We start from the raw sequence: 19671 nt of genomic DNA, 5'->3' as shown, positions 1-19671 counted from the left end.
TGAGCCAGTCGCTAACCCCGTCTTCACGGCTTCTTAACGAAGCCATAACGACGGGGGGTTCCTCTGTTGATTAGAGGTTAGGGGCACCCAGATGTCTGGCTCAATGACCTTCGCTACGAAGGCCCTGACCGGTTCCGCCCTGGCCGTCCTGAGCATGGGAACGGTCGCCTCCGCCGGTCCCGCCCTCAATGGCGCCGGCGCGACCTTCCCCGCTCCCATCTACCAGCGCTGGTTCCAGGATCTGGCAGCCAGCGGCGGCGCCAAGGTCAACTACCAGTCCGTGGGTTCCGGCGCCGGTGTGCGCCAGTACATCGCCGGCACCGTGGACTTCGGTGCCACCGATGAGCCGATCAAGGATTCCGAAGCCGCCAAGGTGAGCCGCGGCGTGGTGCAGTTCCCTGCCGTTGGCGGCACCATTGCCGTCGCCTACAACAAGCCTGGCTGCGACCTCAAGCTGACCCAGAAGCAGGTGGCCGACATCTTCCTCGGCACCATCAGCGACTGGAGCCAGCTCAAGTGCGGCAAGGGCAAGATCTCCGTGGCGCACCGTTCGGATGGTTCCGGCACCACGTTCGCCTTCACCAACTCCCTCTCGTCCTTCTCCCCCGAGTGGAAGAGCAAGGTGGGCGAGGGCAAGAGCGTCAAGTGGCCCGTCGGCGTCGGCGGCAAGGGCAATGAGGGTGTCGCCGGTATCCTCACCAACACCCCCGGTTCGATCGGCTACGTCAACCAGTCCTTCGTGAAGGCCCCCCTGCAGGCGGCGGCCCTCCAGAACAAGGCTGGCAAGTTCGTCAAGCCCGGCTTCAAGAGCGGTTCGGCTGCCCTCAACAACATCCGTCTGGATGCGCGCCTGGCCGGTGAGGATCCCAACCCCGCCGGTGCCGAGAGCTACCCCATCACCACGCTCACCTGGATCCTGGCCTTCGAGAAGGGCAACGGCCCGAAGGCCGCTGAACTGCGCGAGGCCTTCAACTACATCCTGGGCAACAAGGCCCAGGGCCTGGCCGACAACCTCGGCTACGTGCCCCTGCGCGGCGACATCCTCAAGAAGGCCAAGGCTGCCGTCGGCAAGATCGGCTCCTGATCGGGCGCTGATCGCTACGGCTTGTCTCCATTCATCCACTCAGGGGGCTTCGGCCCCCTTTTTTGATGGATCGACGCGGCCGCGGATCGACGCGGCCCTGGGCCGATGCGAAGACTTCGGCAAGGGCTAATCCACCCTTAACCCGGCCATTACCCCTGCTTTGCTCAACGAGCAGTGATCCTCCATACAGTTCCGTGAACTCCACCGCACAGTGGGTCCATGGTTTACGCCTCCAGTGGTCAGCAGGGTTTTCGCAGTGCCCTCGAAGACACCTACCAACGCCGTGACCTTGTGCACCTCAGCGCCGGTAGCCGGGTGCCCCTGCTGCGCAACAGCCTCTGGCTGGTGGCCCGCGGCATGGTGAAACTCAGCTGCATCACCGAGCAGGGCGACGACCTGGTGCTGGGGCTGGCGGGACCCAATGAGCCCTTTGGGGCGCCCCTCACCAACCTCGACCTCTACGAGGCCACCACCCTCTGCGACAGCGACCTGCTGTGCATCCCCCTCGATGAGGTGGAGGAGACCCCCCACATCGCCCGCAGCCTGGTGACGGCGATGGCCAGCCGCATGCGCCAGTCGGAGGCGCTGATCGCCCTGCTGGGCCTGCGCCGGGTGGAGGAGCGGGTGCGGGGGTTCCTGGAGCTGCTGGCCCAGGAGTATGGCCAGCCCTGTGAGCAGGGCCTGCGCCTCAACCTGCGCCTCACCCATCAGGACATCGCCGCCGCCCTCAGCACCACCCGGGTGACGGTGACCCGCGTGCTGGGCATGCTGCGGGAGGAGGGCTGGTTGCAGCTGGACGGCCAGCGCCAGCTGGTGGTGAGCCACCTGCCCCGCGACTAGGTCGCGCGATTAGGACGCCCTGGAGCGCGGCAGCAGCAGCTCCAGAACGGCTCCACCCTCGGGGTGGTTCTCCGCCCGCACCAGCCCGCCATGGGAGAGGGCGATCTGCTGAACGATCGAAAGGCCCAGGCCGCTGCCGGTGCTGGGCCCCTTGAAGCGGGAGGGATCGCCGCGGTAGAAGCGCTGGAACATGCGCTCCAGATCCTCCTCGCTCAGGCCCGGCCCCTGGTCGTGCACGCTGATCGCGCACCAGCGCTCACGCTGGCGGATCTCCACGGCGATGCTGCTGCCATCGGGGCTGTAACGCAGGGCATTGTCGAGCAGGTTTACCAGGGCCTGGTGCAGCCGCGCCGGTTCCACGGCCGCCATGCAGGGAGCCCCAGAGCCATGGATCACCTGCAGATCGATGCCCCGGCTGCTGGCCAGGGGCTGCAGGGTGGCCCACACAGCGGCGAGCACCGCGTGGGGATCCACATCACCAGGGCTGCCTTCGGCCAGGGGGGTGTTCTCCAGGCGCGAGAGATCCAGCAGATCGCTCACCAGGTGCTGCAGGCGACGCAGTTCCTTCTGCAGCCGTCCCACCAGCACCGCCTGGTGCCCGTCCACCCGTTGGGCCAGGCTGTCGCTCACGAGCATCAGGGCGGTGATCGGCGTCTTGAGTTCGTGGGCCACATCGCTCACCCAGCCTTCCTGGTGCTCGAGCTGGGCCTGGAGGGGATTGCGGCCCTGCATCAGCAGTCCCACCCAGCCATCGAGGCCCGGCAGCACGAGGAAGTTGAGGGTGTCGCTGCGCACCGGCCAGCTGCCCCGCTGGGGAGTGCCCTTCTCCCGCGCCAGCTGGATCAGATGTAACACCTCATCGCTCGGCTCCAGGGCGTTGATCGGCTGACCCAACAGCGCCGTACCACTGACGCAACCGAGCAGCTTTTCGGCCCGCGGATTGAGGCTGGCGATGCTCAGGTCTGGGGCGATGGCGAGCCAGCCCTGGGGCATGGCCTCGATCCAGTCGCGCAGCTGCTGATCCGACACCTCCCTCGGCGCGCCGGGCTGGGGGCGTCGCCGCCACCGCGCCTCCAGGCGCGCGCGGCGGCCCCGGGCCTGCCAGCCGATCGAGAGACCCACGGCCAGGGGCAGCACCAGGCTGAGGGCGGAACGGCTGTCCATGGCCTTACCCGAAGCGGTAGCCGAAGCCCCGTACGGTCACCAGGCGCACGGGGTTGGAGGGTTCGTCCTCGATCTTTTCGCGCAACCAGCGGATGTGGACATCCACGGTCTTGCTGTCGCCGATGTAGTCGATCCCCCAGACCCGCTCGATCAGCTGCTCCCGGCTCCAGACGCGGCGGGGGTGGAGCATGAACAGCTCGAGCAGCCTGAACTCCTTGGGGGAGAGCTTCAGCTCCTGGCCCCCACGGCTGGCACGGCATTCGCCTGGAAACAGCTCCAGGTTTCCGCTGCGGATCCGCTCCGGCCGCCGCGGTCCATCCAGCGGGGGGAGCTCCTGCTGGCGGCTGCGCCGCAGCAAGGCACGGCAGCGGGCCACCAGCTCCCGCATGCCAAACGGCTTGACCAGATAGTCGTCGGCGCCCACTTCAAGGCCCAGCACCCGGTCGGTTTCGGTGTCGCGGGCGCTCACCACCAGGATCATCGGGCCCCCCGGGCTCTGGCGCAGACGCCGACAGAGATCGAGGCCATGGAGCCCGGGCAGCATCAGATCGAGCAGCAGCAGATCAAAGTGCTCGCTGCTGAGCAACTCCCAGGCGCTCTGTCCATTGGCGGCGGCGCTCACGGCAAAGCCCTCCAGCTCCATGGCCTCACTCACCGTCTCGCGGATCGTGTCGTCGTCCTCCACCACCAGCAGGCGTGCAAGGGGAGCAGGGGGGGGCTGGCTCATGCAGCCATTCTGCTGACCAGGCCCTGTAGCCCAGGATGCGTGCGGGGCAGTTCCGCCTGGCGCTCAGGCCAACCCCCTCAGCCCAGCCAGGCGAGCAGCTCGTCAGGGGGCGATTCCAGGCTGGGCTGGGCTGTCAGTTCGCGTTTGGTCCCGGAATAGGCGGCATAGAGGGCCAGGTGTCCAGCGAGGGACATCTCACCGTCACGTCGGTAGTAGTCGCTGACCCAGGCCAGCAGACCAGCCAGCCGCTGGTCCTGCTCCTCGCGGGAGGCGTACTTGTGGGGTTCCCACGGGCGCGATCGACAATTCTGCAGACACTGCTCCTCGCCGGGATTGAGCAGCAACAGCCGGGGCCCCAGGGGCAGGACAGTCGCCACCAGGGAGGCGTAGCAGCCCTCGATCACCCACTGGGCGTTGGACTGGCAGAAGACGAGCACATCAGCCTGGGCTGCGCCTGCATCGCGGGGAACGGCGATCTGGTCGGGTTCCCAGGCCACCGTGTCCAGATCCAGCAGGGCGGCGCCGCGCTGATCGGCAACCCAGCGGGCCAGGGTGGACTTGCCGGAACCTGAGTTGCCGAGGATGGCAAGGCGCAGAAGCTCAGACATGCCGATGTTCATCGAGATCGGGAGACTTGACTCCGCCGCAGTCCTGCCAACGCGCCAGCAGGCTGTGGAGTTCCCCATGCAGGTTGCGCAGGGCCGCGATCTTCTGCTCGATTTCTCCGGCCTTGGCGCTGATCGTTCCCTTGATCGACTCACAGGTGCAGACGCCTGAGCGGCGCGCCTCCAGGATCTGCGCGATCTCCTGAAGGGGAATCTCCATCGCCTTGAGGGTGCGGATCAGGTGGAGCTCCTCAAACACCGTCTCGTCAAACAGGCGGTAGCCCCCGTCGCTGCGCTCGATCGGGTGGATCAGTCCCTCGTCGCAGTAGAAGCGGATGGTCTTGACGGAGAGGCCGGAGCGTGCAGCGACCTCGCCGATCTTCATGGCCACGGCCGTCAACCCCATAAGACTCCAGTTACAGGAGATGGCACCCTAGGGCCGTGGGCCTGGACGGTGCGCACCATGGCAACGGCCCAGCCAGCGCCAAGTCCAGGGCCACGAAGTAATTGTGTACATTACTTCAAGATGCTGGGAGCGTGCGATGGGCTCAGGACGCTGCAGTTCAAGCCGGGAGGGGAAGGTGATGCTCTCCTGCTGGATTCCGCTGGAGCTGCGCATGGAACTCGATCGGATCTGGGCCGCCAAGGGGCTGCGGCCCCACGGGCGCACCCAGCAGGGAATGGCCGACATGATCGCGGCCTATCTGGCGGCCCACCGGGAGGGCTGAGCCGTGGGTCGTGATCACCACTCCAATCACCACGCTGACGAGGACCACCACCACCCCAGCCACCACGGCGGCAGTTCGGCTGGGGCCTTTCGCTGGAGCATCCTGCTGAACAGTGGCCTGACAGCGCTGCAGCTGGTCGTTGGCTTCGGCTTCGGATCCCTGGCGCTGATCGGCGATGCCCTCCACAACCTCGGCGACGTGGTGGGCCTGGGTCTCAGCTGGGGTGCCGAGCGCCTGAGCCAGCGTCCAGCCTCAGGGCGCTTCACCTACGGCTATGGGCGGACCACCCACATGGCCGCCCTGGTGAACGGATTACTGATCTTCTCCGCCGGTGTGGTGGTGGTGGTGGAAGCGATCCAGCGCCTGTTCGATCCGGTGCCGCTGATCGCCGCCCCAGTCGCCTGGGCCGCTGCCGCCGGAATCGTGGTCAACCTGCTCTCCGCCCGACTGTTCGGCCACCACCACCACCACGACCTCAATCAGCGGGCTGCGGTGTTGCATCTGCTCACCGATGCGGCCGTGTCTGTGGCGGTGCTGGTGAGCGCCTTGCTGGTGGCGAGCACCGGTTGGTTGTGGCTTGACGCCCTCACCGCCATGGGCGTCGGGGCCGCCGTGATCTGGAGCGCCTGGGGCCTGCTGGTGGAAGCCATTGCCGTCAATCTCGACGCCGCTCCCCGGCACATCGAACTCGAGCGGGTGCGCCAGGTGCTGCTCGATCTGCCGGGTGTGGTGGCGGTGGAGCAGCTGCATGTCTGGGGAGTGAGCAGCTCCCGCACTGCCCTCACCGCCCACATTCAGTACCGGATCCAGCCCGGCCTCGACGCCGATCAGGTTCTCGCCCAGGCGCGCCACCGCCTGGCCGAGCTGGGCATCCGCAAGAGCACACTCCAACTCGAAGCGGCTGAGTCACACAGGCCAACCCAGCCGCCACACCACGGTGCCCTGGAGCCCAGCTGATCAGGAGACCCGGCTGAGCTGGTGATGACCGGCGAGGCCAACTGGGCAGATGCACGCCCTGGTGGTCAGCCCGGACTGGATGGAGCAGCAGGTCCGTCTGCCAGGGCCCAAGATCACGCCTACGCTGTCTATAGAGGCAGAAGACCCATGAAGCGCCTGGTTCTCGTTGCCGTGATGCTGGCGCCCGTGCACGCTGCCCATGCCCAAGCACCCGCAATCCGCTGCCCTGGCAACAACACGGTGGAGATGCGCTACTGCGCCGAGAAGTCCGTACTGCAGTCCGATGCGCAGTTGCAGAGGAAGATCTCCAGGCAACTGTTCAAGCAATGGCAGGACGCCACAAGGGCAGTCTGCGAGAAGGCCTATGCACCCTACAAAGATGGGACGATCTACCCCCAGATGATCGTGGGCTGTGACGACAATCTCAATCGCTCCCTCCTCAAGGAATTCAAGGGGCTAGAGAACCGGTAGGGAATGAATGCCCGGGCATCAGAGAGCTGATTGCGCCAGGCATCCCGGCTGCTATCGGACGGCCACAAGGGCCCTGTGACTTGGCGATGGGGTGAAACGAGCCAGAGCCCTGAAGTGTTTCAGCAGCCGTGGTGCAGTGCTTTCGACCACGGTCACAGGCCCTAGCATGGATACAGGAGCAGCGCATTGGGCACGCGGATGGTGGGCCTTGGGATGAGCCAGCAATGAATCAACGAACGAGCTGCCATGGATCAATGGTTCTCATCGCCGCTGGAGTGCTTTGCGGAGTGGTGACTGCTCTGGGAAGCGCGGCGATGGCCCAGTATTCGCCGAACTGCGAACGAAACGGCAAGAGGGATTACTGCGCCATCACGCCAATGGACAACGCCAGCAAGAAGACTGAGACCCTCACCGCAATCACCTTTGCGGATCACACGGTCTATGAAGTCGTGCGAAACGAGGCGTCATGCAAGGACACCTCAGACAAGGTAAGGACCTGCAACGCCAGGATTCTCACCCCCAGCGGCAAAGACAAATCTATTCCTGCATTCTACAGGGGCACTTACTACGAAGGCGGCTACAAGCATGAGTATGTGGGTAAGGGCGTCCACCTCACCTATTTCTTTCTAGACTGACTGGGCAAGAGGACGCGAGCATGGAACCGCTCTGGATGCTGGCACCCTGGGCGCTCTTTGCCATCGCCGCTGGGCTCAAGTTCTGGCGCATCACGGCCCTGTTCCGCAGGCACCTGCTGGGAGCACCATCCCAGACGGAACGCTTCAGGCAGTCACTGGAGCGGATCTGGACGACGAAGTCCTGAGGGTGGCGGCCGCGCTCACTTGCTGACTGCCTTCCAGATCCACCAGGCAACCAGACCCAGCACCACCCAAGGAATCAGTGCTCGGAAGAGCAGCAACACCACAAGGACAATCGCAGCAGAGGCCGCGGTGCGCTTCGTGAGCGCCTTTGCCTCATCGGTCATGAAGCGCCAGCGGGGTAGCAGGGGCATGGCTGGAAGGGGTGGGATTGGGTGGATCACCCAGGACATCCTGTGGGGATCCTACGCGCCAGGCCAGGATGGCCAGGATTGGGGAAGCCTCCGGGAAGGTGCATCGCCAGGATGATGTCAGATCAGGGCACAATGCCTTGCGGCTAGCAACTGAGCCTGTAGGTTGTGCGTGCATCCCATCATCTGAGTATGGCCCTCACAGGATCCGATCTGCTCGCCAAGGTCAAGGAGCTGGCCGATGCCTCCAAGTCCGATCTGGTGCGGGCCGCCGGCTACGTGAGCACCAAGAAGGACGGCAGCGAGCGCCTCAACTTCACCGCCTTCTATGAGGCGCTGCTGGAGGCCAAGGGCGTGAGCCTTGGTGAGTCTGGCGGTAAGGGCAAGGGCAAAGGGGGACGCTCCCTGAGCTATGTGGCCAAGGTGCAGTTCAATGGCAACCTGCTGGTGGGCAACGCCTACACGGCCCTGCTGGACCTCAAGCCCGGCGATGAGTTCGAGATCAAGCTGGGCAAGAAGCAGATCCGCCTGATCCCCGCCGGCGGCAGCGACGAGGAGGAGTGAGCTGAGGCCCTGAGTCTCGTTACGGCTGGACTCAGGCCCCTGGTGGGCCAGTCAGCTGCAGAACCTCCCAGGTTCGCCTCCATCTGCTCGAGGGCGCTGCCCAGGTCGGCTAGCGCTCGGCGATGGCCCCACGTTGTGGAGCAGCATGTTCATGGCGCCGAGCGGGATCACCGTGGACGATGTCGCTGCCGTGCAGGGCGTGATGGTGCAGGTGATCGCGCTGCTCCCGCGGCATCTCGGCGAAGTGCTCCACGATGGTGAGGAACATCGCGATCAGGAACTCGCCGGTGCCGCAGGCGGGTTCGATCATCGGCCGAGGTGGGAAGTACTGGCAGGCGCCGAATTGGCTGTCCTGGGCGTTGCGCTTCAGCAGGCCCTCGTCGGCATCGCCCTTGATGTCGGGGCTGAGGGTCACCCACTGCTCCGCGCTGGACGGTGCAGTAGCTCCAGAGCTTCTGGACGATGCGGCTGGCTTCGGCGCTCATGGAGTGGTTCCGGGCGTGCGTGGGGGCGGCTCGGAGCCGACCAGGTGGGCGGCGAGGCCCAGTTGCTGGGCTGCCCTCACGAATGGGGCGTCCAGGCTGCAGAGGGTGGCACCGCGTCCGGAGGCGATCGCCAGGTGGAGGGCATCGGCAGCACGCGGTGCTCCAGGGACTGATGGCCAACGGCGCTGGGGCCTGCTCGAGAACGGTCAGGGCGGCGGCCGTGTGGGCTTCCGGCGTGAGAACCGCCAGGAGCAAGCAGGTATCGAGGTAAAGCATCAACCGCCTGCGTCATCCCGGAGGGCGCGGACGGTGTCGACACTGCTGGTGGCCTGCTGGGGCAACGCCTCACCCAGGGCTTGAAGCTGGGGCAGGAGATCGCGAACGGATTGACACTGACGGGGCACAAGCTCGGCGATGGCCTTGCCGCGACGGGTGATCGCCACGGGCTCGCCCATTTCCACCACATCGTGCAGGCGGGAGAGCTGGGCCCCTTGGCCTCTGCCACGGTGACCTGCCGCATGCTGTTGACCATCTGGATGACCAACTCTGGCTGGCCTGCGTAGTCGTGGGGAGCAATGACCCGTGGTGGGAGGTTCAGGTGGCGGATCCGTCGCGCGATGCCGCGGTCATCGTCGCCCTCCTCTGCCACGACGTAACGGGCCAGCACGTTCGTGTCGAGCCCAACCCCAGGTTCAGCAGGCTGGCGGAATCAAAGTCGACGGGGACCGGGTGGCGGCGACTGGTGAGAAGACCAAATCCACTGCTGGGCGTGGCCCGTTCTGGCTTGCAGGGGCGCACTTCGAGATGATCTCCCCCAAGCTCAAAGCCCACGTGACTGCCGCGGGCCAAGCCAAGCTGTTGCCGCATGGTCTTTGGGATGGTGAGCTGGTGTTGTTCCTGGTGGAGTCCCCGGCCCAGTCTGGCCGGTTGAGGACTCTCATTCACCCTGGTCCGGTTGTAGGGGTCCACGTCCCACCAGCTGTTACCACTCCAACTCAGGCAACTCCCGGAAGGCCTGGCGGACGCCGGCGCTCCAGCCGGCGCTGATCGTGGCGAAGTAGCTGTCACCTTCCTCAAAGCGGCGTTTCTTGAGCATCTGCAGGCTGTCCCGTTCGTAGCAGAGCAGGTCGATCGGCATCCCGACCGACAGGTTGCTGCGCATCGTGGAATCAAACGAAACCAGAACGCATTTCGTGGCTTCCTCAAGTGAGGTGGTGGGCGTGATCACGCGGTCGATGATCGGTTTGCCGTATTTCGCTTCGCCGGTCTGCAGGAAGGGCGTGTCTTCGCCGGCTTCTATGAAGTTTCCTTCCGCATAGATTCTAAACAGCCGCGGCGGTTCCCCCTTGATCTGCCCTCCCAGGATGAAGGAGGCGTTGAACTTTACAGGTGTTGCCTCCAGGAATGGCGCATCACGTTGCTCGATATCCCGCATCGCATCCGAAACGAGAATGGCCACATCGAACAATGTTCCTGCCGTCCAGATCGTGTTGGCTCCTGTGCTCACAGTCGCCCGCTGCTTCAGTAGGCTCACCACTGCCTGGGTGCCTGCCAAGGTTCCGGAGCTCAGCAGCACGATCACCCGATCGCCGGCCCGCTCAAAGGTGGTCATCTTGCAGAACTTGGCGAAGTCGTCCACGCCGGCATTGGTGCGGGAATCGGAAGCGAGTACCAACCCATCGCGCAGCAGAATTCCCACGCAATAGGTCATCGTGGTGGCGGTCCGCTGGTCATGGCATCCTCGCTGCCGGTCAGCTCATCCGTCCACACCTTGAAGGATTCCAGCGTTGTGGGTCCGAAGGTTGTGGTGAGGGCCACGTCGGCGGCATCCCGGCCTCGGGCGATCAGGATGCGGCCGATCCGTGATTTGTGATTGCGTGGATCGAAGGTGTACCAGCCATCACCTAGATAGGCCTCGAACCAGGCGGCGAAGTCCATCTCAGAATAAGGCGGTGGCTCGCCGATATCGCTCACATAACCCGTGCAGTAGCGCGCTGGAATGTTCATGCAACGGCAGAAGGCAACGGCGAGGTGGGCGAAATCACGGCAGACACCCTCGCGGTCATGGAAAACCTGATACGCCGATTTCGTCGGGTTGGCATGGCCATAGCCAAAGCGGATGTGGTGGTGCACATAGTCACAGATCGCCTGCACGCGTCCCCAGCCTGTGGGTGCCGTTCCAAACAGCTCCCACGCGATGGGCGAGAGCAGATCGGTTTCGCAGTAGCGGCTGCCGAGCAGGAACAGCAGCGCTTCATCCGGTAGCGCGTCAACTGCTCGCTCTTCCAGCCAGGGTACAAAGGGGTCGGGCTCGCCGCTATCGGCCACCACGCCTTTGCCCCTCAATGTGATCAGCCCTGTCGGAGCCACGAAGCGGCTGCACCAGTTGCCATAAGAGTCGCGATAGGCCCTCACCGGAACCGACGGAGTGAGAATCAGATGGTCGGGCTCGATGATGTCGGAGACCCGGATGTAGTTGATGCTGAGGGTGACGATCATTGGCGTGGGCTTTGGACAGCGATACACCAACTCGTAGCCCACTCTGATCTTTACCATCAAAACCTCTTGGGAATTCGATCGGCCAAGCTTCGCTCAGTGATCACGTCTCTGCAGTTCAAAGCTGGCCCCATGATATTGGCTCTCAATGATGAGTATTTGCACGCAGAGCTTGGCAGTTGAGGCTTGACTGAAAAAGCTGAAGACGTGTCGGATCGGTGAATTGTTTACCCTGAGCATCTCTCTCCTCCTTGGCTTCAGCTTAGACGTTCGCTCAGCCACAGGCATCGAAGCGCCTGCTTGGCCGCCGCTCCGCCCCAGTGGAGCTGAGCCCCTTCAGCTGCGCCCGATCAGCTGCGCCCGATCAATTGCGGCAGGGTGACTTCGAGTGCCTGGGCCAGTCGCTCGCTCCAGTGCTCGACCCCGGCGTCGCTCTGAAGCAGATCCTGACGGATTTCCAGTTCCACATGGGGAATCTTGCGCTGCTCCCCATGCACCACGATCGTGTAGTCGGTGTCGTCGCTCACGGCATAGGGAGCGTTCTCGCCCACCAGCAGGGAGTTGTCCTGGCTGAGCCGGCTGTGCATCAGCCGTCCCAGGCGTGGATCCCGGCCGAACAACACGCCGGCATGCCAGGGCCGCTCCTCTCCCAGGTAGATGGGTGTGAAGCTGTGCAGGGCCAGCAGCACGCTGGGGCTGCCCTGCCGGTTGCGCCGGTCGATCTCGCTGCCGATGCGCCGGTGGTAGGGAGTGAACACCTCCTCCAGCCGCTGACGTCTGCCCTGGGCCGAAAGGCCCTCGTTTGCGGCGATCCGGGTGCGCTCGCTGAGCACGGGGATGGAGTCGGCCGCACCCGGCGGTCGGTTCGCATCGATCACCAGCCGTGAGTAGTTGTGCTGAATCAGGAAGGCATCGAGCCGCAGCGACAGGCGCCGTCCCAGTTCGGCCACCCCCAGATCCCAGGCCACATGGGTCGACAGGGTCTCCTCCGAAAGCTGGAGCCGGTTGAGGCGGCGGGGGATCGCACGCCCGGCGTGGTCGCAGGTGATCAGGACAGACGAGCGGCCGTCGGGGCGCTCAATGCGGAACACCGGTGGATCGTCGTCGCCCAGCAGCCGTTCCTGGGTCATGGGTGGAACGCTAGGGGAAGCGACGGCTCCGCTTCCTAGGAGGCTGGTGGGCATGGATCCTCGCGGGCAGCTCCCACCCGGCCCACCCTGCGGCCTGGAGCATTGGGTCGGTGCGTTGGCGGGCCTGGGCTTCGGGTTGGGGCGGGGTAGGGACCATGGCCCCGATTCTCGGGGGAAATCTGTAAGGGCGCCATCCAGGTGGTAGCCCAGGCCTCAACTTGGTGGCCCAGCAGCTTGGATCGGACCCCCACGGACCCACGGCTGGCTTCGCCCGTTATTGCGAATAGATCAACACGCTGTAGGGCGCGATCGACACGGATGCTGAGCAGGGCAGTGCATCGCACGAGCCCGGTCCTGCCTCCGTATCACTGCTCTGGTAGCCCTCAAAGCTGGTGCTGTAGCCCTGCCAATCACTGTTGAAGCGCAGTTTCCAAAGGCCAGCGGCAGGAAAGCCCACCACGTAGCCGTCCTGGGGTTGATGCAGGAAGTTGGCCACCACGACCACATCATCCGCGGGGCCGCCCTGGTCCCAGCGGTGAAAGGCCAACAGCTTGCGCTCCTCGTTGAGGTGGTACACCTGAGTGAACTGCCCGCACAGTCCCTGGGAGATCCCCTGCTGATTGAGGCGTAGGCCGATCAGGTCCCGATACAGGCGCACGATGCCGGAGAACGTCGCGTTCTGATCCCAGTCCACAGGCACCGTGTCGCGGAACCAGCCACCTTCGAGAAACTCCTGCCCCTGAAACAACATCGGAATGCCCGGGGCTGTGAACACCATGGCGGCAGCCATCGTGGAGCGCTTCTGCGCATACCATCCGGTGGGGTCGCTGCCACTCACCTCCTGGGGAATGCGAGCTTGCCCGTTGGCCACATCATCGTGGGATTCGCTGTAGATCACACGCTCGAAGGCGTCGTCGTTGTAGCGGTAGAGAATCGCGTCACGGATGCTGCTCAGGGAACGGCTCTGGTCCTGGGTAGCGATCACGGCCTCGCGAATCGGCTGCACGAAGTTGGGATCCCACTGGCTGCCGAAGCCAGCGCCACCGGCCCCTACCCCCTTGGTGATCCAGTCGTTGCCCTGAAGGTCTTCGGCGATGGTGAGCCGACCCGGGCGTGAGCGCGCCACTGTTTCATTGATGGCCTGAAGCATGCTCCAGCCATCGGGCAGCTCCTCGTTGCCGCTATCGCCGTAGTGGCGGATGTAGAGCGTGCTGTCGAAACGCAGGCCATCCATGTGGTATTCATCCAGCCACATCAACACATTATCGAGGATGAACTGCCTTACTTCACCGCGGCCATAGTCTGGACGAGTTTCCCCCCAGGGCGTGATAGCCCGATCATCGTTATAGAAATAGATGCCGCCTCTGCCATTCTCCGACCAGCCATCGAACTGCCAGAGGTCGAGGTCACTGGGGCCGAAGTGGTTGTACACCACATCCAGGATCACGGCGATACCTGCCTGATGGGCCCGTTTCACGAATCGCTTCAGGCCCAGGGAGCCGCCGTAGTCGGAGTCGACAGCGAACAGATGGGATGGGTTGTAGCCCCAGGAGCGGCTGCCCGCAAACTGGCCCACCGGCATGATCTGAATCGCATTCACTCCCAACCGCTTGAGGTGCTCAAGTCGCGCGGTGATCGAGATGAACTGGCCTGGCTGGCCGGCGTTCTCATTGTTGAAGGTGCCTACATGTAGCTCATAGATCACCAGCTGGTTCCAGGGAGGCATGGAGAACTGATCATCCTTCCAGTCGAAGGCTGGGTCATGGATGACGGCGTTCCCCACCGAGCTGGTCACTTCCCGTGCGTGGGGATCAATTCGCTGCAGCACACCTGCAGATGTAGTGAGTTGGTATTTGTAGTGATCACCCACCTGGGCGGAGGCTACCGTGGCCTGCCAGTAGCCGTGCCCGTCGGCTGTCATCGGATCGGTGGCGCCGTTCCAGCCGTTGAAGTTGCCGATGACAGACACCTGCTCGGCATTGGGTGCCCAGACGCGAAAGCTCACGCCATCGGCCTGGAGCGTGGTGCCCAATCTGGGTACGTCTGGCGTCTCGCCCATGGCATCACGCTGACTCTGGGTTCTCTGGCCCCGGCGCGAACGTCAGGACTGTTCACGTCTGGCAACGACTCTTCATGAAGGAGCGCATGTCCGTGACCGGGGCGGTGTGCCTAGTCATTAGGCAGCCTCGGACGCAACGGCAACGGCATCAGCATCGACTCTGGCCGGCCCCGCCGGACATCTTCAGCCCTGGGTCCTGCCAGCCTTCCAGTGCGGCCACCTGAAAGGGACTTCGATGAGCAGCCAGCGTCCCGATCCCCTCGCCGTTCTGCGCGAGCAGGAAGCCCACCGTTTGCCCTGGCTGCTGCCGATTCGCCACGGCCGGATGGCGGCAAGTCCCCTGGCCTTCTTCCGAGGCGCAGCGGCCCTGATGGCCCTCGATCTGGCCCGGCAGCCCCATTCGGGGGTGATGGTCCAACTCTGTGGTGATGCCCACCTGATGAACTTCGGCTTCTACGCCTCCCCGGAGCGCAAGCTGGTGTTCGGCCTCACGGACTTCGATGAGACCCTGCCGGGCCCCTACGAATGGGACCTGAAACGGCTCGCGGCCAGTGTGATGCTGGCGGCGGAGAGTCTTGGCCTCGAGCGGGATGACGCCCGTTCGATCGTGCGCCGGAGCGCTCGCCGCTACCGCCACACGATCTCGGACCTCATCCAGCTCGGTTACCTGGACCTCTGGTACCACCGTGTCGACGTGGCGGCCTACCGGGAGGGGGTGAAACACCGGCCCCTGCGGGAGTCCCTCGATGCCATCGCCGAGCAGGCCCAGCACAACGACAACCGCCGGGCAGCCCGCAAGCTCTGTCAGCGGGACCCCGCTGGCGTGCTCCGCTTCCGCCATGACCCGCCCTTGCTCTGGTGTCTGGAGTCACTGGCGACCGAGGCCGCTGACCCCAGTCGGTGGCGCCGCTTCGTGCAGCAGTCCATCGAGCAGTACGGCGCCTCCCTGCGGCCGGAGATGCAGTGGCTGCTGGGGCGCTACACGGTTCTCGACTATGCCCTCAAAACCGTCGGCGTTGGATCGGTGGGCACCCGCTGCGCCATCGCGCTCCTGCAGGGTCGCGACGAGGACGACTTGCTGATCCTCCAGATCAAGGAGGCGGGAGCTTCCGTGCTTGAGGCCCACTTGGGTCCCAGCACGGCGGGCTCACCTGGCGAGCGCGTGGTGCGCGGCCAGCGGCTGATCCAAACGGTGAGTGACAGTTTCCTTGGCTGGGTTGAGCCCTCCCCCGGTGGCGTGGCCACCTATTGGCGTCAATTCCGCGATTGGAAGGCCGTGGTTCCGCTGGACAACCTGGATCCAGACTCGCTGGCCGACTATGGAGCCCTCTGTGCGGCCGTGCTGGCGAAGGCCCATGCCCGCTCGGGCAGGGGCGAGGCCATCGCCGCCCATCTGGAGTCCCAGGGGGATGCCGATGACGCCCTGGCCGACTTCGCCCTGGCCTACGCCGACCAGACCCGTGCCGATCATCAACGTCTCGTCGCGGCGATCGCGGATGGTGAACTGGAGGCTCAGGTGGAGGTCTGATCGCTGGGCAGTTCCACCACGATGTGGGGGTTGGGCAGCTCAATGCCCAGCACCTGGAACCGTTCCACGACGGCCTGGAAGACGGCGCCGCACAGCGTCCGGTTCTCGAATGGACTGTGAATCCAGAACTTCAGCATGTAGTCGGCTCCACAGTCCCCAATCCCCAGCATGTGGGCCTTGGGGGGGTGGTCGGCATCAACGCCGGGAACGGCGGCGGCGATCTCCTCCAGCAGGGCCTTGATGGTGCTGATCGGCTGGCTCGGATCAACGCTGACGGTGATCTGGGTGTGGAGCAGGGTGCGGCCGACGCCGAATTCGACCGTGCTCGTGTTGAAGAACGTCTGGTTGGGGATCACGAGCTCGGCATTGTCCCGCTCGCGCCACAGCCGGGTTGCCCGCAGGCCAAGCCGGCGCACCTCACAGAAATCGCCATCCAGCGCCACGATGTCTCCCGGCCGGAGGGAGCCCTCGAACAGCAACCACAGACCGCTAACGAAGTTGCCAAAGACCTCCTTGACGCCAAAGCCGAGGCCCACCGACAGGCCGCCCACAATGGCGAACAGGGCCGTGCTGTTGAAGCCGATCGTCTCCAGCACGGCCACGGTTCCGAGCGTGATCACCGCATAGCGCACCATCAAGCCGATGGCCCGCACACTGACGCGCTCCAGGGCAAAGCCCCGCTTGAGCAGCCAGGCCACACCCAGCGAGGGCGGCCCTGAAGAGACCATGAGCAGATACAGCACCACGACCAGGCGCGTCATGTCGCCCACGTTGACGTTCGCCCCCATCCAGTGGCCCAGGGGGATCAGCGCCAGTTCGTCGCGGGTGTCCAGCAGTTCGATCAGGCACCACAGCAGCACACCGACCAGGAACGGACGGATCAGCAGATGGCGAAGCGGCTGGATCTGATCCTCCGGGAGCCAGCGCGCACCCTGGCGCAGCAGCAGCTCGGACAGCTGCAGGCAGGCCAGAACGCTGAGCAGCAGGACGGCCAGTGCCATCGGTTGCTGGGCGATGGCCAGCAGCCCGCAGCCCAGGCCTCCCACCACCACCGTGGCCGTGAGTTCCAGTGGCCAGGACGTGACCATGCCCCCGTAGCGGTGGGTCACCAGGCGAGAGCCCACGATGGTGAGGGCCACGAGCGCGAGCTGGACGAGGACCTGGGGCCGGCTCAGCATCGGCAACCAGCCCATGATCTGACTGAGCAGGTCGTTCATGGCGCGGGAGCGAGGGCCCGGATCACGGCTCCGGTTGCCTCCGTGGCGGTGAGCTCACCAAAGGCCACGGCCGACACGAGGCGACTGAGGGCATGGTCGCGCGGGTCACCAGCTGGCAGCAGTCTGGAGATGTCATCGGTGGCGTCGGCCTGCTGGACGGATCGCTGCATCGCCTTGAGCACGGGGGTGTCCATCGCCGAGGGCGGCACGAAGCGATTGGTGGGCAGCATGTCCTGGTTGTCCGTGGTGAGGCTGCTCTGGATCCAGGGGTTCAGCGAAAACAGCGCCAGGGAGTCCGCCAGGCGTCGCTGCTGGGCCGTCGACCCGGTGCCAAAGGCCAGCACCCGCAGCCGTGTGATCGGAGTGGGGGGCCCGTAGGGACCGCTGGGAAGGTCACTCACCCCGAGCTCGACCCCCAGGGTGCGGCGCAGCCGGCTGAGGTTGCCGCTGTTGCAGGGGATCCAATCCAGACGCCGCGCCAGCAGACCTTGAACCAGGGATTCCTGGCTTGGCTTGATGAAGATCTGCTGGTTGAAGTTGGCGGCTGAGAGCCACTCCAGCCAACGCTGCAGACCCTGGCGTTCGCTGGCGGTGAGGGGGCGGCCTGCAGCGGCGGTGATGATGCCGCGATCGGCGCCTAGCGGGCCGGCACTCCAGAAGAGGCTGCGTGATTCCACCGCCAGCCCCACCCGCAGCCCCCCGCGGGCCTGGTTGATCAGGGCGCCGGTGCTGGCAGGGCTGGTGGCCAGCCGGCTGCGGTTGTAGCAGGCGAGTTGCGGTCGCCTCAGGATGGGCAGGCCAGCCAGGTCCCGGGGCGAGAGCTTCAGCCGCTCGCGGGAATCCGGGTCCAGCTGGCTGCGGGTGCCCTCCGGGATCGTGATGCTCCGGGCCAGGTTGGCCTCCACCAGGCTGCGGGCGGTGGAGCCAGCCACCAGCATCAGGTCCGGGCCGAGACCCGCAGCCTGGCGACGGCGCACCTCATCGATGAACGTGCTTTCGCGAAAGAGATTCGTTTCAATCGCCACGTGCGGATGCAGCTGGCGATAGGCCGCCACGATCGTCTGCGCCTGCAGCACCTCCTCCTGCAGGATCGCTTTGGTCAGCGGCTGGTCGCCTTCGACGCTGATGGCGAGATAGGCCGTTCCACGCAACTCCTGCGAACTGAGGCCGCAGCCGGACAGGACGGTGAGCGGCAGTGTCAGCAGCAGGACCGCCAGAACTGATCTCATGGGCTGCTCCGACCGTGCGGCCACCACAACGCTACGTCCAGAGCCCGTGGGGGAAGCTCGGAGCAGGAAGGGGGATGCCCTGACTCACCGGAGCGCGGATCGATCAGGCCGACTGGACGGGGACAAGCACGGGATTCAGTCGCTGGCGCAGCTTGCGCAAGGTTCTCCGCTCCAGGCTCTGGGTGTAGTTCTTGCTCACCCCCATGATCTGGGCCACCTGAGAAAAGGAGCAGGGCTCCTGCCGGATGTAGCGCAGGTTCAGCAACTGCTGTTCGCGCGCTTCAAGGGTCTGAACCTGCCGATGCAACCAGCGATAATCTTCCTCTGGGCTGAGGGTGTGCTCGTCCTGGATCACATCCAACAGGCAGGGCCCATCATCGAGGGCGCCAACCGGCTTGTCCAGGGAGACGAGGCGACACTGGCCCACAATCCGCAGGGCCTTCTCGATTCGCTGCGGTTCCTCCCCCAGGCTTTCGGCCATCGCCTGGTCGGAGAGAGTCCCCGCGGCGCAGGCCTGCAGGGACTCGGCACGATGTGCCAGTGAGAGCAGGGGCTTCGGTATCCGGATGCCGTTCCCGAGTTCATGGATGCAGTGCCTCACCCCATGCCGGATCCACCAGAAGGCACAGGTCGAGAACTTGTAGCCCCTGCTGGGATCAAACTTCTCAACGGCTGTGACCAGTCCGAGGTTGCCGGCCTGCAACAGATCGAGCATCTCGAGCTGGAGATTGCCGATTCGATTCTGGTAGCGGCGGCAGATCATCACCACAAGGGGCAGATTGGCCGACACCATGCGATTGCGTGCTCGGGCCCCGCTTCGCCTCAGCGCTGTCGATGCGTTGGACTGCGACAGCCACTCCTGCACGATTCCGCCCAGATGGAGTTCCTCAGGGGGGGTGAGTAACGGGATACGCCCAACCATGCGAAGGTAATCGCTCAGACCATCTGCAAGCTTGCTCTTGCTGTTGATCACAGAGGTCATTGGCTTCTCTCGTTTCCATTGGCCACGCGATTCCAGCAGTGGAGCAGTGAATCAGTGGAGCGGTGAAGGAGTCGCAGGGAGCAGCTTGATTCGTCGATGGCTCTCGGTCGCTGAGGAAACCTCAGGAGCGCATGATCAGGGACGCCAATGAGGCCAGTAAGAATCAGGCTTCAGTTCCTCCAATGGGCTCTCGGTTCAGCCTAGGAACTGAGAGTTGCCGGCAGAAACTCTCTGGGCTCCACGCTGCATGAGGTGGATGGCTTTTATTGGACAGATTCGGCCCCTGACATCGTTAACCCCGGGCGGGAAGAACAGGGTTTGGTCTCAGTGTAGACCTCATGGGGAGTTTTGCCTCCCAGTGCGCTGTGCGGTCTTACATGGCCATACCTCCAGAAGAAG

The 19671-nt window shown here is 64.7% G+C and carries 23 protein-coding genes and 1 pseudogene; 9 read left to right on the top strand and 15 right to left on the bottom strand.

The genetic code is table 11. From position 1 onward, the window contains the following. Window positions 1–103: 103 nt before the first annotated feature. Together pstS and CJZ98_RS11300 are read left to right on the top strand one after the other, a co-directional pair. Window positions 104–1084 carry a phosphate ABC transporter substrate-binding protein PstS gene (gene pstS / locus CJZ98_RS11305; protein WP_094591238.1) on the top strand — a complete coding sequence of 327 codons (981 nt, stop codon included), beginning with the start codon at window positions 104–106 and terminating at the stop codon, window positions 1082–1084. Window positions 1085–1303: 219 nt separating this feature from the next. Next, the gene (locus CJZ98_RS11300; protein WP_094591237.1) at window positions 1304–1924 is read left to right on the top strand and encodes a Crp/Fnr family transcriptional regulator; all 621 of its coding nucleotides are present in this window, start codon (window positions 1304–1306) and stop codon (window positions 1922–1924) included. A gap of 9 nt (window positions 1925–1933) precedes the next feature. Here the strand turns inward: CJZ98_RS11300 and CJZ98_RS11295 are convergent, their stop codons facing one another. The 4 genes from CJZ98_RS11295 to CJZ98_RS11280 form a co-directional block, all read right to left on the bottom strand. Further along, complete coding sequence (locus CJZ98_RS11295; protein ID WP_094591236.1) at window positions 1934–3088, bottom strand: sensor histidine kinase; 1155 nt, start codon at window positions 3086–3088, stop codon at window positions 1934–1936. Between the two features lie 4 nt (window positions 3089–3092). After that, the gene (locus CJZ98_RS11290) at window positions 3093–3815 is read right to left on the bottom strand and encodes a response regulator transcription factor (RefSeq protein WP_094591235.1); all 723 of its coding nucleotides are present in this window, start codon (window positions 3813–3815) and stop codon (window positions 3093–3095) included. A gap of 77 nt (window positions 3816–3892) precedes the next feature. Beyond that, window positions 3893–4423, bottom strand: coding sequence for a P-loop NTPase family protein (locus CJZ98_RS11285; RefSeq protein ID WP_094591234.1), 531 nt, complete (start codon window positions 4421–4423; stop codon window positions 3893–3895). Further along, window positions 4416–4805, bottom strand: a complete 390-nt coding sequence (locus tag CJZ98_RS11280) for a MerR family transcriptional regulator (protein ID WP_232756413.1) — start codon at window positions 4803–4805, stop codon at window positions 4416–4418. Before CJZ98_RS11280 ends, CJZ98_RS11285 begins: the two co-directional genes overlap by 8 nt. 199 nt (window positions 4806–5004) lie before the next feature. Here CJZ98_RS11280 and CJZ98_RS11275 point away from each other — a divergent pair, with 199 nt between their 5' ends. From CJZ98_RS11275 to CJZ98_RS18835, 5 genes are all read left to right on the top strand, one after another. After that, window positions 5005–5148, top strand: a complete 144-nt coding sequence (locus CJZ98_RS11275) for a hypothetical protein (protein ID WP_232756412.1) — start codon at window positions 5005–5007, stop codon at window positions 5146–5148. 3 nt (window positions 5149–5151) lie between these two features. Then, complete coding sequence (locus CJZ98_RS11270) at window positions 5152–6105, top strand: cation diffusion facilitator family transporter (RefSeq protein ID WP_094591231.1); 954 nt, start codon at window positions 5152–5154, stop codon at window positions 6103–6105. A 147-nt stretch (window positions 6106–6252) separates the two neighbouring features. After that, entirely contained in the window at window positions 6253–6576 is a 324-nt protein-coding gene (locus CJZ98_RS11265) for a lysozyme inhibitor LprI family protein (protein WP_094591230.1), read from the top strand. A gap of 254 nt (window positions 6577–6830) precedes the next feature. Beyond that, window positions 6831–7211 (top strand): hypothetical protein, encoded by a 381-nt coding sequence (locus CJZ98_RS11260; protein WP_094591229.1) that lies wholly within the window; start codon window positions 6831–6833, stop codon window positions 7209–7211. A gap of 20 nt (window positions 7212–7231) precedes the next feature. Then, window positions 7232–7396 carry a hypothetical protein gene (locus tag CJZ98_RS18835; RefSeq protein WP_198537718.1) on the top strand — a complete coding sequence of 55 codons (165 nt, stop codon included), beginning with the start codon at window positions 7232–7234 and terminating at the stop codon, window positions 7394–7396. 15 nt (window positions 7397–7411) lie between these two features. Here the strand turns inward: CJZ98_RS18835 and CJZ98_RS18830 are convergent, their stop codons facing one another. Then, window positions 7412–7585 (bottom strand): hypothetical protein, encoded by a 174-nt coding sequence (locus tag CJZ98_RS18830; RefSeq protein WP_198537717.1) that lies wholly within the window; start codon window positions 7583–7585, stop codon window positions 7412–7414. Between the two features lie 189 nt (window positions 7586–7774). Between CJZ98_RS18830 and CJZ98_RS11250 the strand changes: the two genes are divergently transcribed. After that, on the top strand, window positions 7775–8146 hold the full coding sequence (locus CJZ98_RS11250) for an AbrB family transcriptional regulator (RefSeq protein WP_094591227.1): 372 nt from the start codon (window positions 7775–7777) through the stop codon (window positions 8144–8146). Window positions 8147–8255: 109 nt separating this feature from the next. On the opposite strand, the gene CJZ98_RS11245 is transcribed toward CJZ98_RS11250, so the two are convergent. The 6 genes from CJZ98_RS11245 to CJZ98_RS11220 all read right to left on the bottom strand — a co-directional run bounded on the left by CJZ98_RS11245 (window position 8256) and on the right by CJZ98_RS11220 (window position 14316). Further along, window positions 8256–8561, bottom strand: coding sequence for a DNA methyltransferase family protein (locus CJZ98_RS11245; protein WP_094591226.1), 306 nt, complete (start codon window positions 8559–8561; stop codon window positions 8256–8258). A gap of 345 nt (window positions 8562–8906) precedes the next feature. Beyond that, the gene (locus CJZ98_RS11240) at window positions 8907–9074 is read right to left on the bottom strand and encodes a hypothetical protein (protein WP_198537716.1); all 168 of its coding nucleotides are present in this window, start codon (window positions 9072–9074) and stop codon (window positions 8907–8909) included. A gap of 539 nt (window positions 9075–9613) precedes the next feature. Next, window positions 9614–10342, bottom strand: coding sequence for a peptidase (locus CJZ98_RS11235; RefSeq protein ID WP_094591224.1), 729 nt, complete (start codon window positions 10340–10342; stop codon window positions 9614–9616). Then, window positions 10339–11130, bottom strand: a complete 792-nt coding sequence (locus tag CJZ98_RS11230; RefSeq protein WP_232756411.1) for a transglutaminase-like domain-containing protein — start codon at window positions 11128–11130, stop codon at window positions 10339–10341. Before CJZ98_RS11230 ends, CJZ98_RS11235 begins: the two co-directional genes overlap by 4 nt. Window positions 11131–11477: 347 nt before the next feature. Further along, window positions 11478–12257 (bottom strand): N-formylglutamate amidohydrolase, encoded by a 780-nt coding sequence (locus CJZ98_RS11225; RefSeq protein ID WP_094591222.1) that lies wholly within the window; start codon window positions 12255–12257, stop codon window positions 11478–11480. A 274-nt stretch (window positions 12258–12531) separates the two neighbouring features. After that, window positions 12532–14316 (bottom strand): alpha-amylase family glycosyl hydrolase, encoded by a 1785-nt coding sequence (locus CJZ98_RS11220; RefSeq protein WP_094591221.1) that lies wholly within the window; start codon window positions 14314–14316, stop codon window positions 12532–12534. 235 nt (window positions 14317–14551) lie between these two features. Here CJZ98_RS11220 and CJZ98_RS11215 point away from each other — a divergent pair, with 235 nt between their 5' ends. Next, window positions 14552–15844: a DUF2252 domain-containing protein gene (locus CJZ98_RS11215; RefSeq protein WP_094591220.1), complete on the top strand. Its 1293-nt coding sequence runs from the start codon at window positions 14552–14554 to the stop codon at window positions 15842–15844. Here the strand turns inward: CJZ98_RS11215 and CJZ98_RS11210 are convergent. From CJZ98_RS11210 to CJZ98_RS19540, 4 genes and pseudogenes are all read right to left on the bottom strand, one after another. Continuing rightward, entirely contained in the window at window positions 15829–17061 is a 1233-nt protein-coding gene (locus tag CJZ98_RS11210) for a mechanosensitive ion channel family protein (RefSeq protein WP_094591219.1), read from the bottom strand. The two genes, CJZ98_RS11215 and CJZ98_RS11210, sit on opposite strands and share 16 nt — an antisense overlap. Beyond that, window positions 17058–18290: a type 2 periplasmic-binding domain-containing protein gene (locus tag CJZ98_RS11205; protein ID WP_094591218.1), complete on the bottom strand. Its 1233-nt coding sequence runs from the start codon at window positions 18288–18290 to the stop codon at window positions 17058–17060. Before CJZ98_RS11205 ends, CJZ98_RS11210 begins: the two co-directional genes overlap by 4 nt. 103 nt (window positions 18291–18393) lie before the next feature. Beyond that, complete coding sequence (locus CJZ98_RS11200) at window positions 18394–19083, bottom strand: sigma-70 family RNA polymerase sigma factor (RefSeq protein WP_198537726.1); 690 nt, start codon at window positions 19081–19083, stop codon at window positions 18394–18396. Window positions 19084–19161: 78 nt separating this feature from the next. Continuing rightward, window positions 19162–19272, bottom strand: a pseudogene (locus tag CJZ98_RS19540) (sigma-70 factor domain-containing protein); the annotation flags it as partial. Window positions 19273–19671 lie beyond the last annotated feature (399 nt).

Origin of the sequence: Vulcanococcus limneticus LL (assembly GCF_002252705.1) — a bacterium.
GTDB lineage: Bacteria > Cyanobacteriota > Cyanobacteriia > PCC-6307 > Cyanobiaceae > Vulcanococcus > Vulcanococcus limneticus.
This window is presented reverse-complemented; position numbering and strand designations above follow the sequence as displayed.

What these genes read in the sequence shown, in the direction of transcription:
- pstS (WP_094591238.1), top strand. Translation starts at nt 104, where the DNA reads ATGACCTTCGCTACGAAGGCCCTGACCGGTTCCGCCCTGGCCGTCCTG.
- CJZ98_RS11300 (WP_094591237.1), top strand. Translation starts at nt 1,304, where the DNA reads ATGGTTTACGCCTCCAGTGGTCAGCAGGGTTTTCGCAGTGCCCTCGAA.
- CJZ98_RS11295 (WP_094591236.1), bottom strand. Translation starts at nt 3,088, where the DNA reads ATGGACAGCCGTTCCGCCCTCAGCCTGGTGCTGCCCCTGGCCGTGGGT.
- CJZ98_RS11290 (WP_094591235.1), bottom strand. Translation starts at nt 3,815, where the DNA reads ATGAGCCAGCCCCCCCCTGCTCCCCTTGCACGCCTGCTGGTGGTGGAG.
- CJZ98_RS11285 (WP_094591234.1), bottom strand. Translation starts at nt 4,423, where the DNA reads ATGTCTGAGCTTCTGCGCCTTGCCATCCTCGGCAACTCAGGTTCCGGC.
- CJZ98_RS11280 (WP_232756413.1), bottom strand. Translation starts at nt 4,805, where the DNA reads ATGAAGATCGGCGAGGTCGCTGCACGCTCCGGCCTCTCCGTCAAGACC.
- CJZ98_RS11275 (WP_232756412.1), top strand. Translation starts at nt 5,005, where the DNA reads ATGCTCTCCTGCTGGATTCCGCTGGAGCTGCGCATGGAACTCGATCGG.
- CJZ98_RS11265 (WP_094591230.1), top strand. Translation starts at nt 6,253, where the DNA reads ATGAAGCGCCTGGTTCTCGTTGCCGTGATGCTGGCGCCCGTGCACGCT.
- CJZ98_RS11260 (WP_094591229.1), top strand. Translation starts at nt 6,831, where the DNA reads ATGGTTCTCATCGCCGCTGGAGTGCTTTGCGGAGTGGTGACTGCTCTG.
- CJZ98_RS18835 (WP_198537718.1), top strand. Translation starts at nt 7,232, where the DNA reads ATGGAACCGCTCTGGATGCTGGCACCCTGGGCGCTCTTTGCCATCGCC.
- CJZ98_RS18830 (WP_198537717.1), bottom strand. Translation starts at nt 7,585, where the DNA reads ATGCCCCTGCTACCCCGCTGGCGCTTCATGACCGATGAGGCAAAGGCG.
- CJZ98_RS11250 (WP_094591227.1), top strand. Translation starts at nt 7,775, where the DNA reads ATGGCCCTCACAGGATCCGATCTGCTCGCCAAGGTCAAGGAGCTGGCC.
- CJZ98_RS11235 (WP_094591224.1), bottom strand. Translation starts at nt 10,342, where the DNA reads ATGACCTATTGCGTGGGAATTCTGCTGCGCGATGGGTTGGTACTCGCT.
- CJZ98_RS11230 (WP_232756411.1), bottom strand. Translation starts at nt 11,130, where the DNA reads ATGATCGTCACCCTCAGCATCAACTACATCCGGGTCTCCGACATCATC.
- CJZ98_RS11225 (WP_094591222.1), bottom strand. Translation starts at nt 12,257, where the DNA reads ATGACCCAGGAACGGCTGCTGGGCGACGACGATCCACCGGTGTTCCGC.
- CJZ98_RS11220 (WP_094591221.1), bottom strand. Translation starts at nt 14,316, where the DNA reads ATGGGCGAGACGCCAGACGTACCCAGATTGGGCACCACGCTCCAGGCC.
- CJZ98_RS11215 (WP_094591220.1), top strand. Translation starts at nt 14,552, where the DNA reads ATGAGCAGCCAGCGTCCCGATCCCCTCGCCGTTCTGCGCGAGCAGGAA.
- CJZ98_RS11210 (WP_094591219.1), bottom strand. Translation starts at nt 17,061, where the DNA reads ATGAACGACCTGCTCAGTCAGATCATGGGCTGGTTGCCGATGCTGAGC.
- CJZ98_RS11205 (WP_094591218.1), bottom strand. Translation starts at nt 18,290, where the DNA reads ATGAGATCAGTTCTGGCGGTCCTGCTGCTGACACTGCCGCTCACCGTC.
- CJZ98_RS11200 (WP_198537726.1), bottom strand. Translation starts at nt 19,083, where the DNA reads ATGGTGTCGGCCAATCTGCCCCTTGTGGTGATGATCTGCCGCCGCTAC.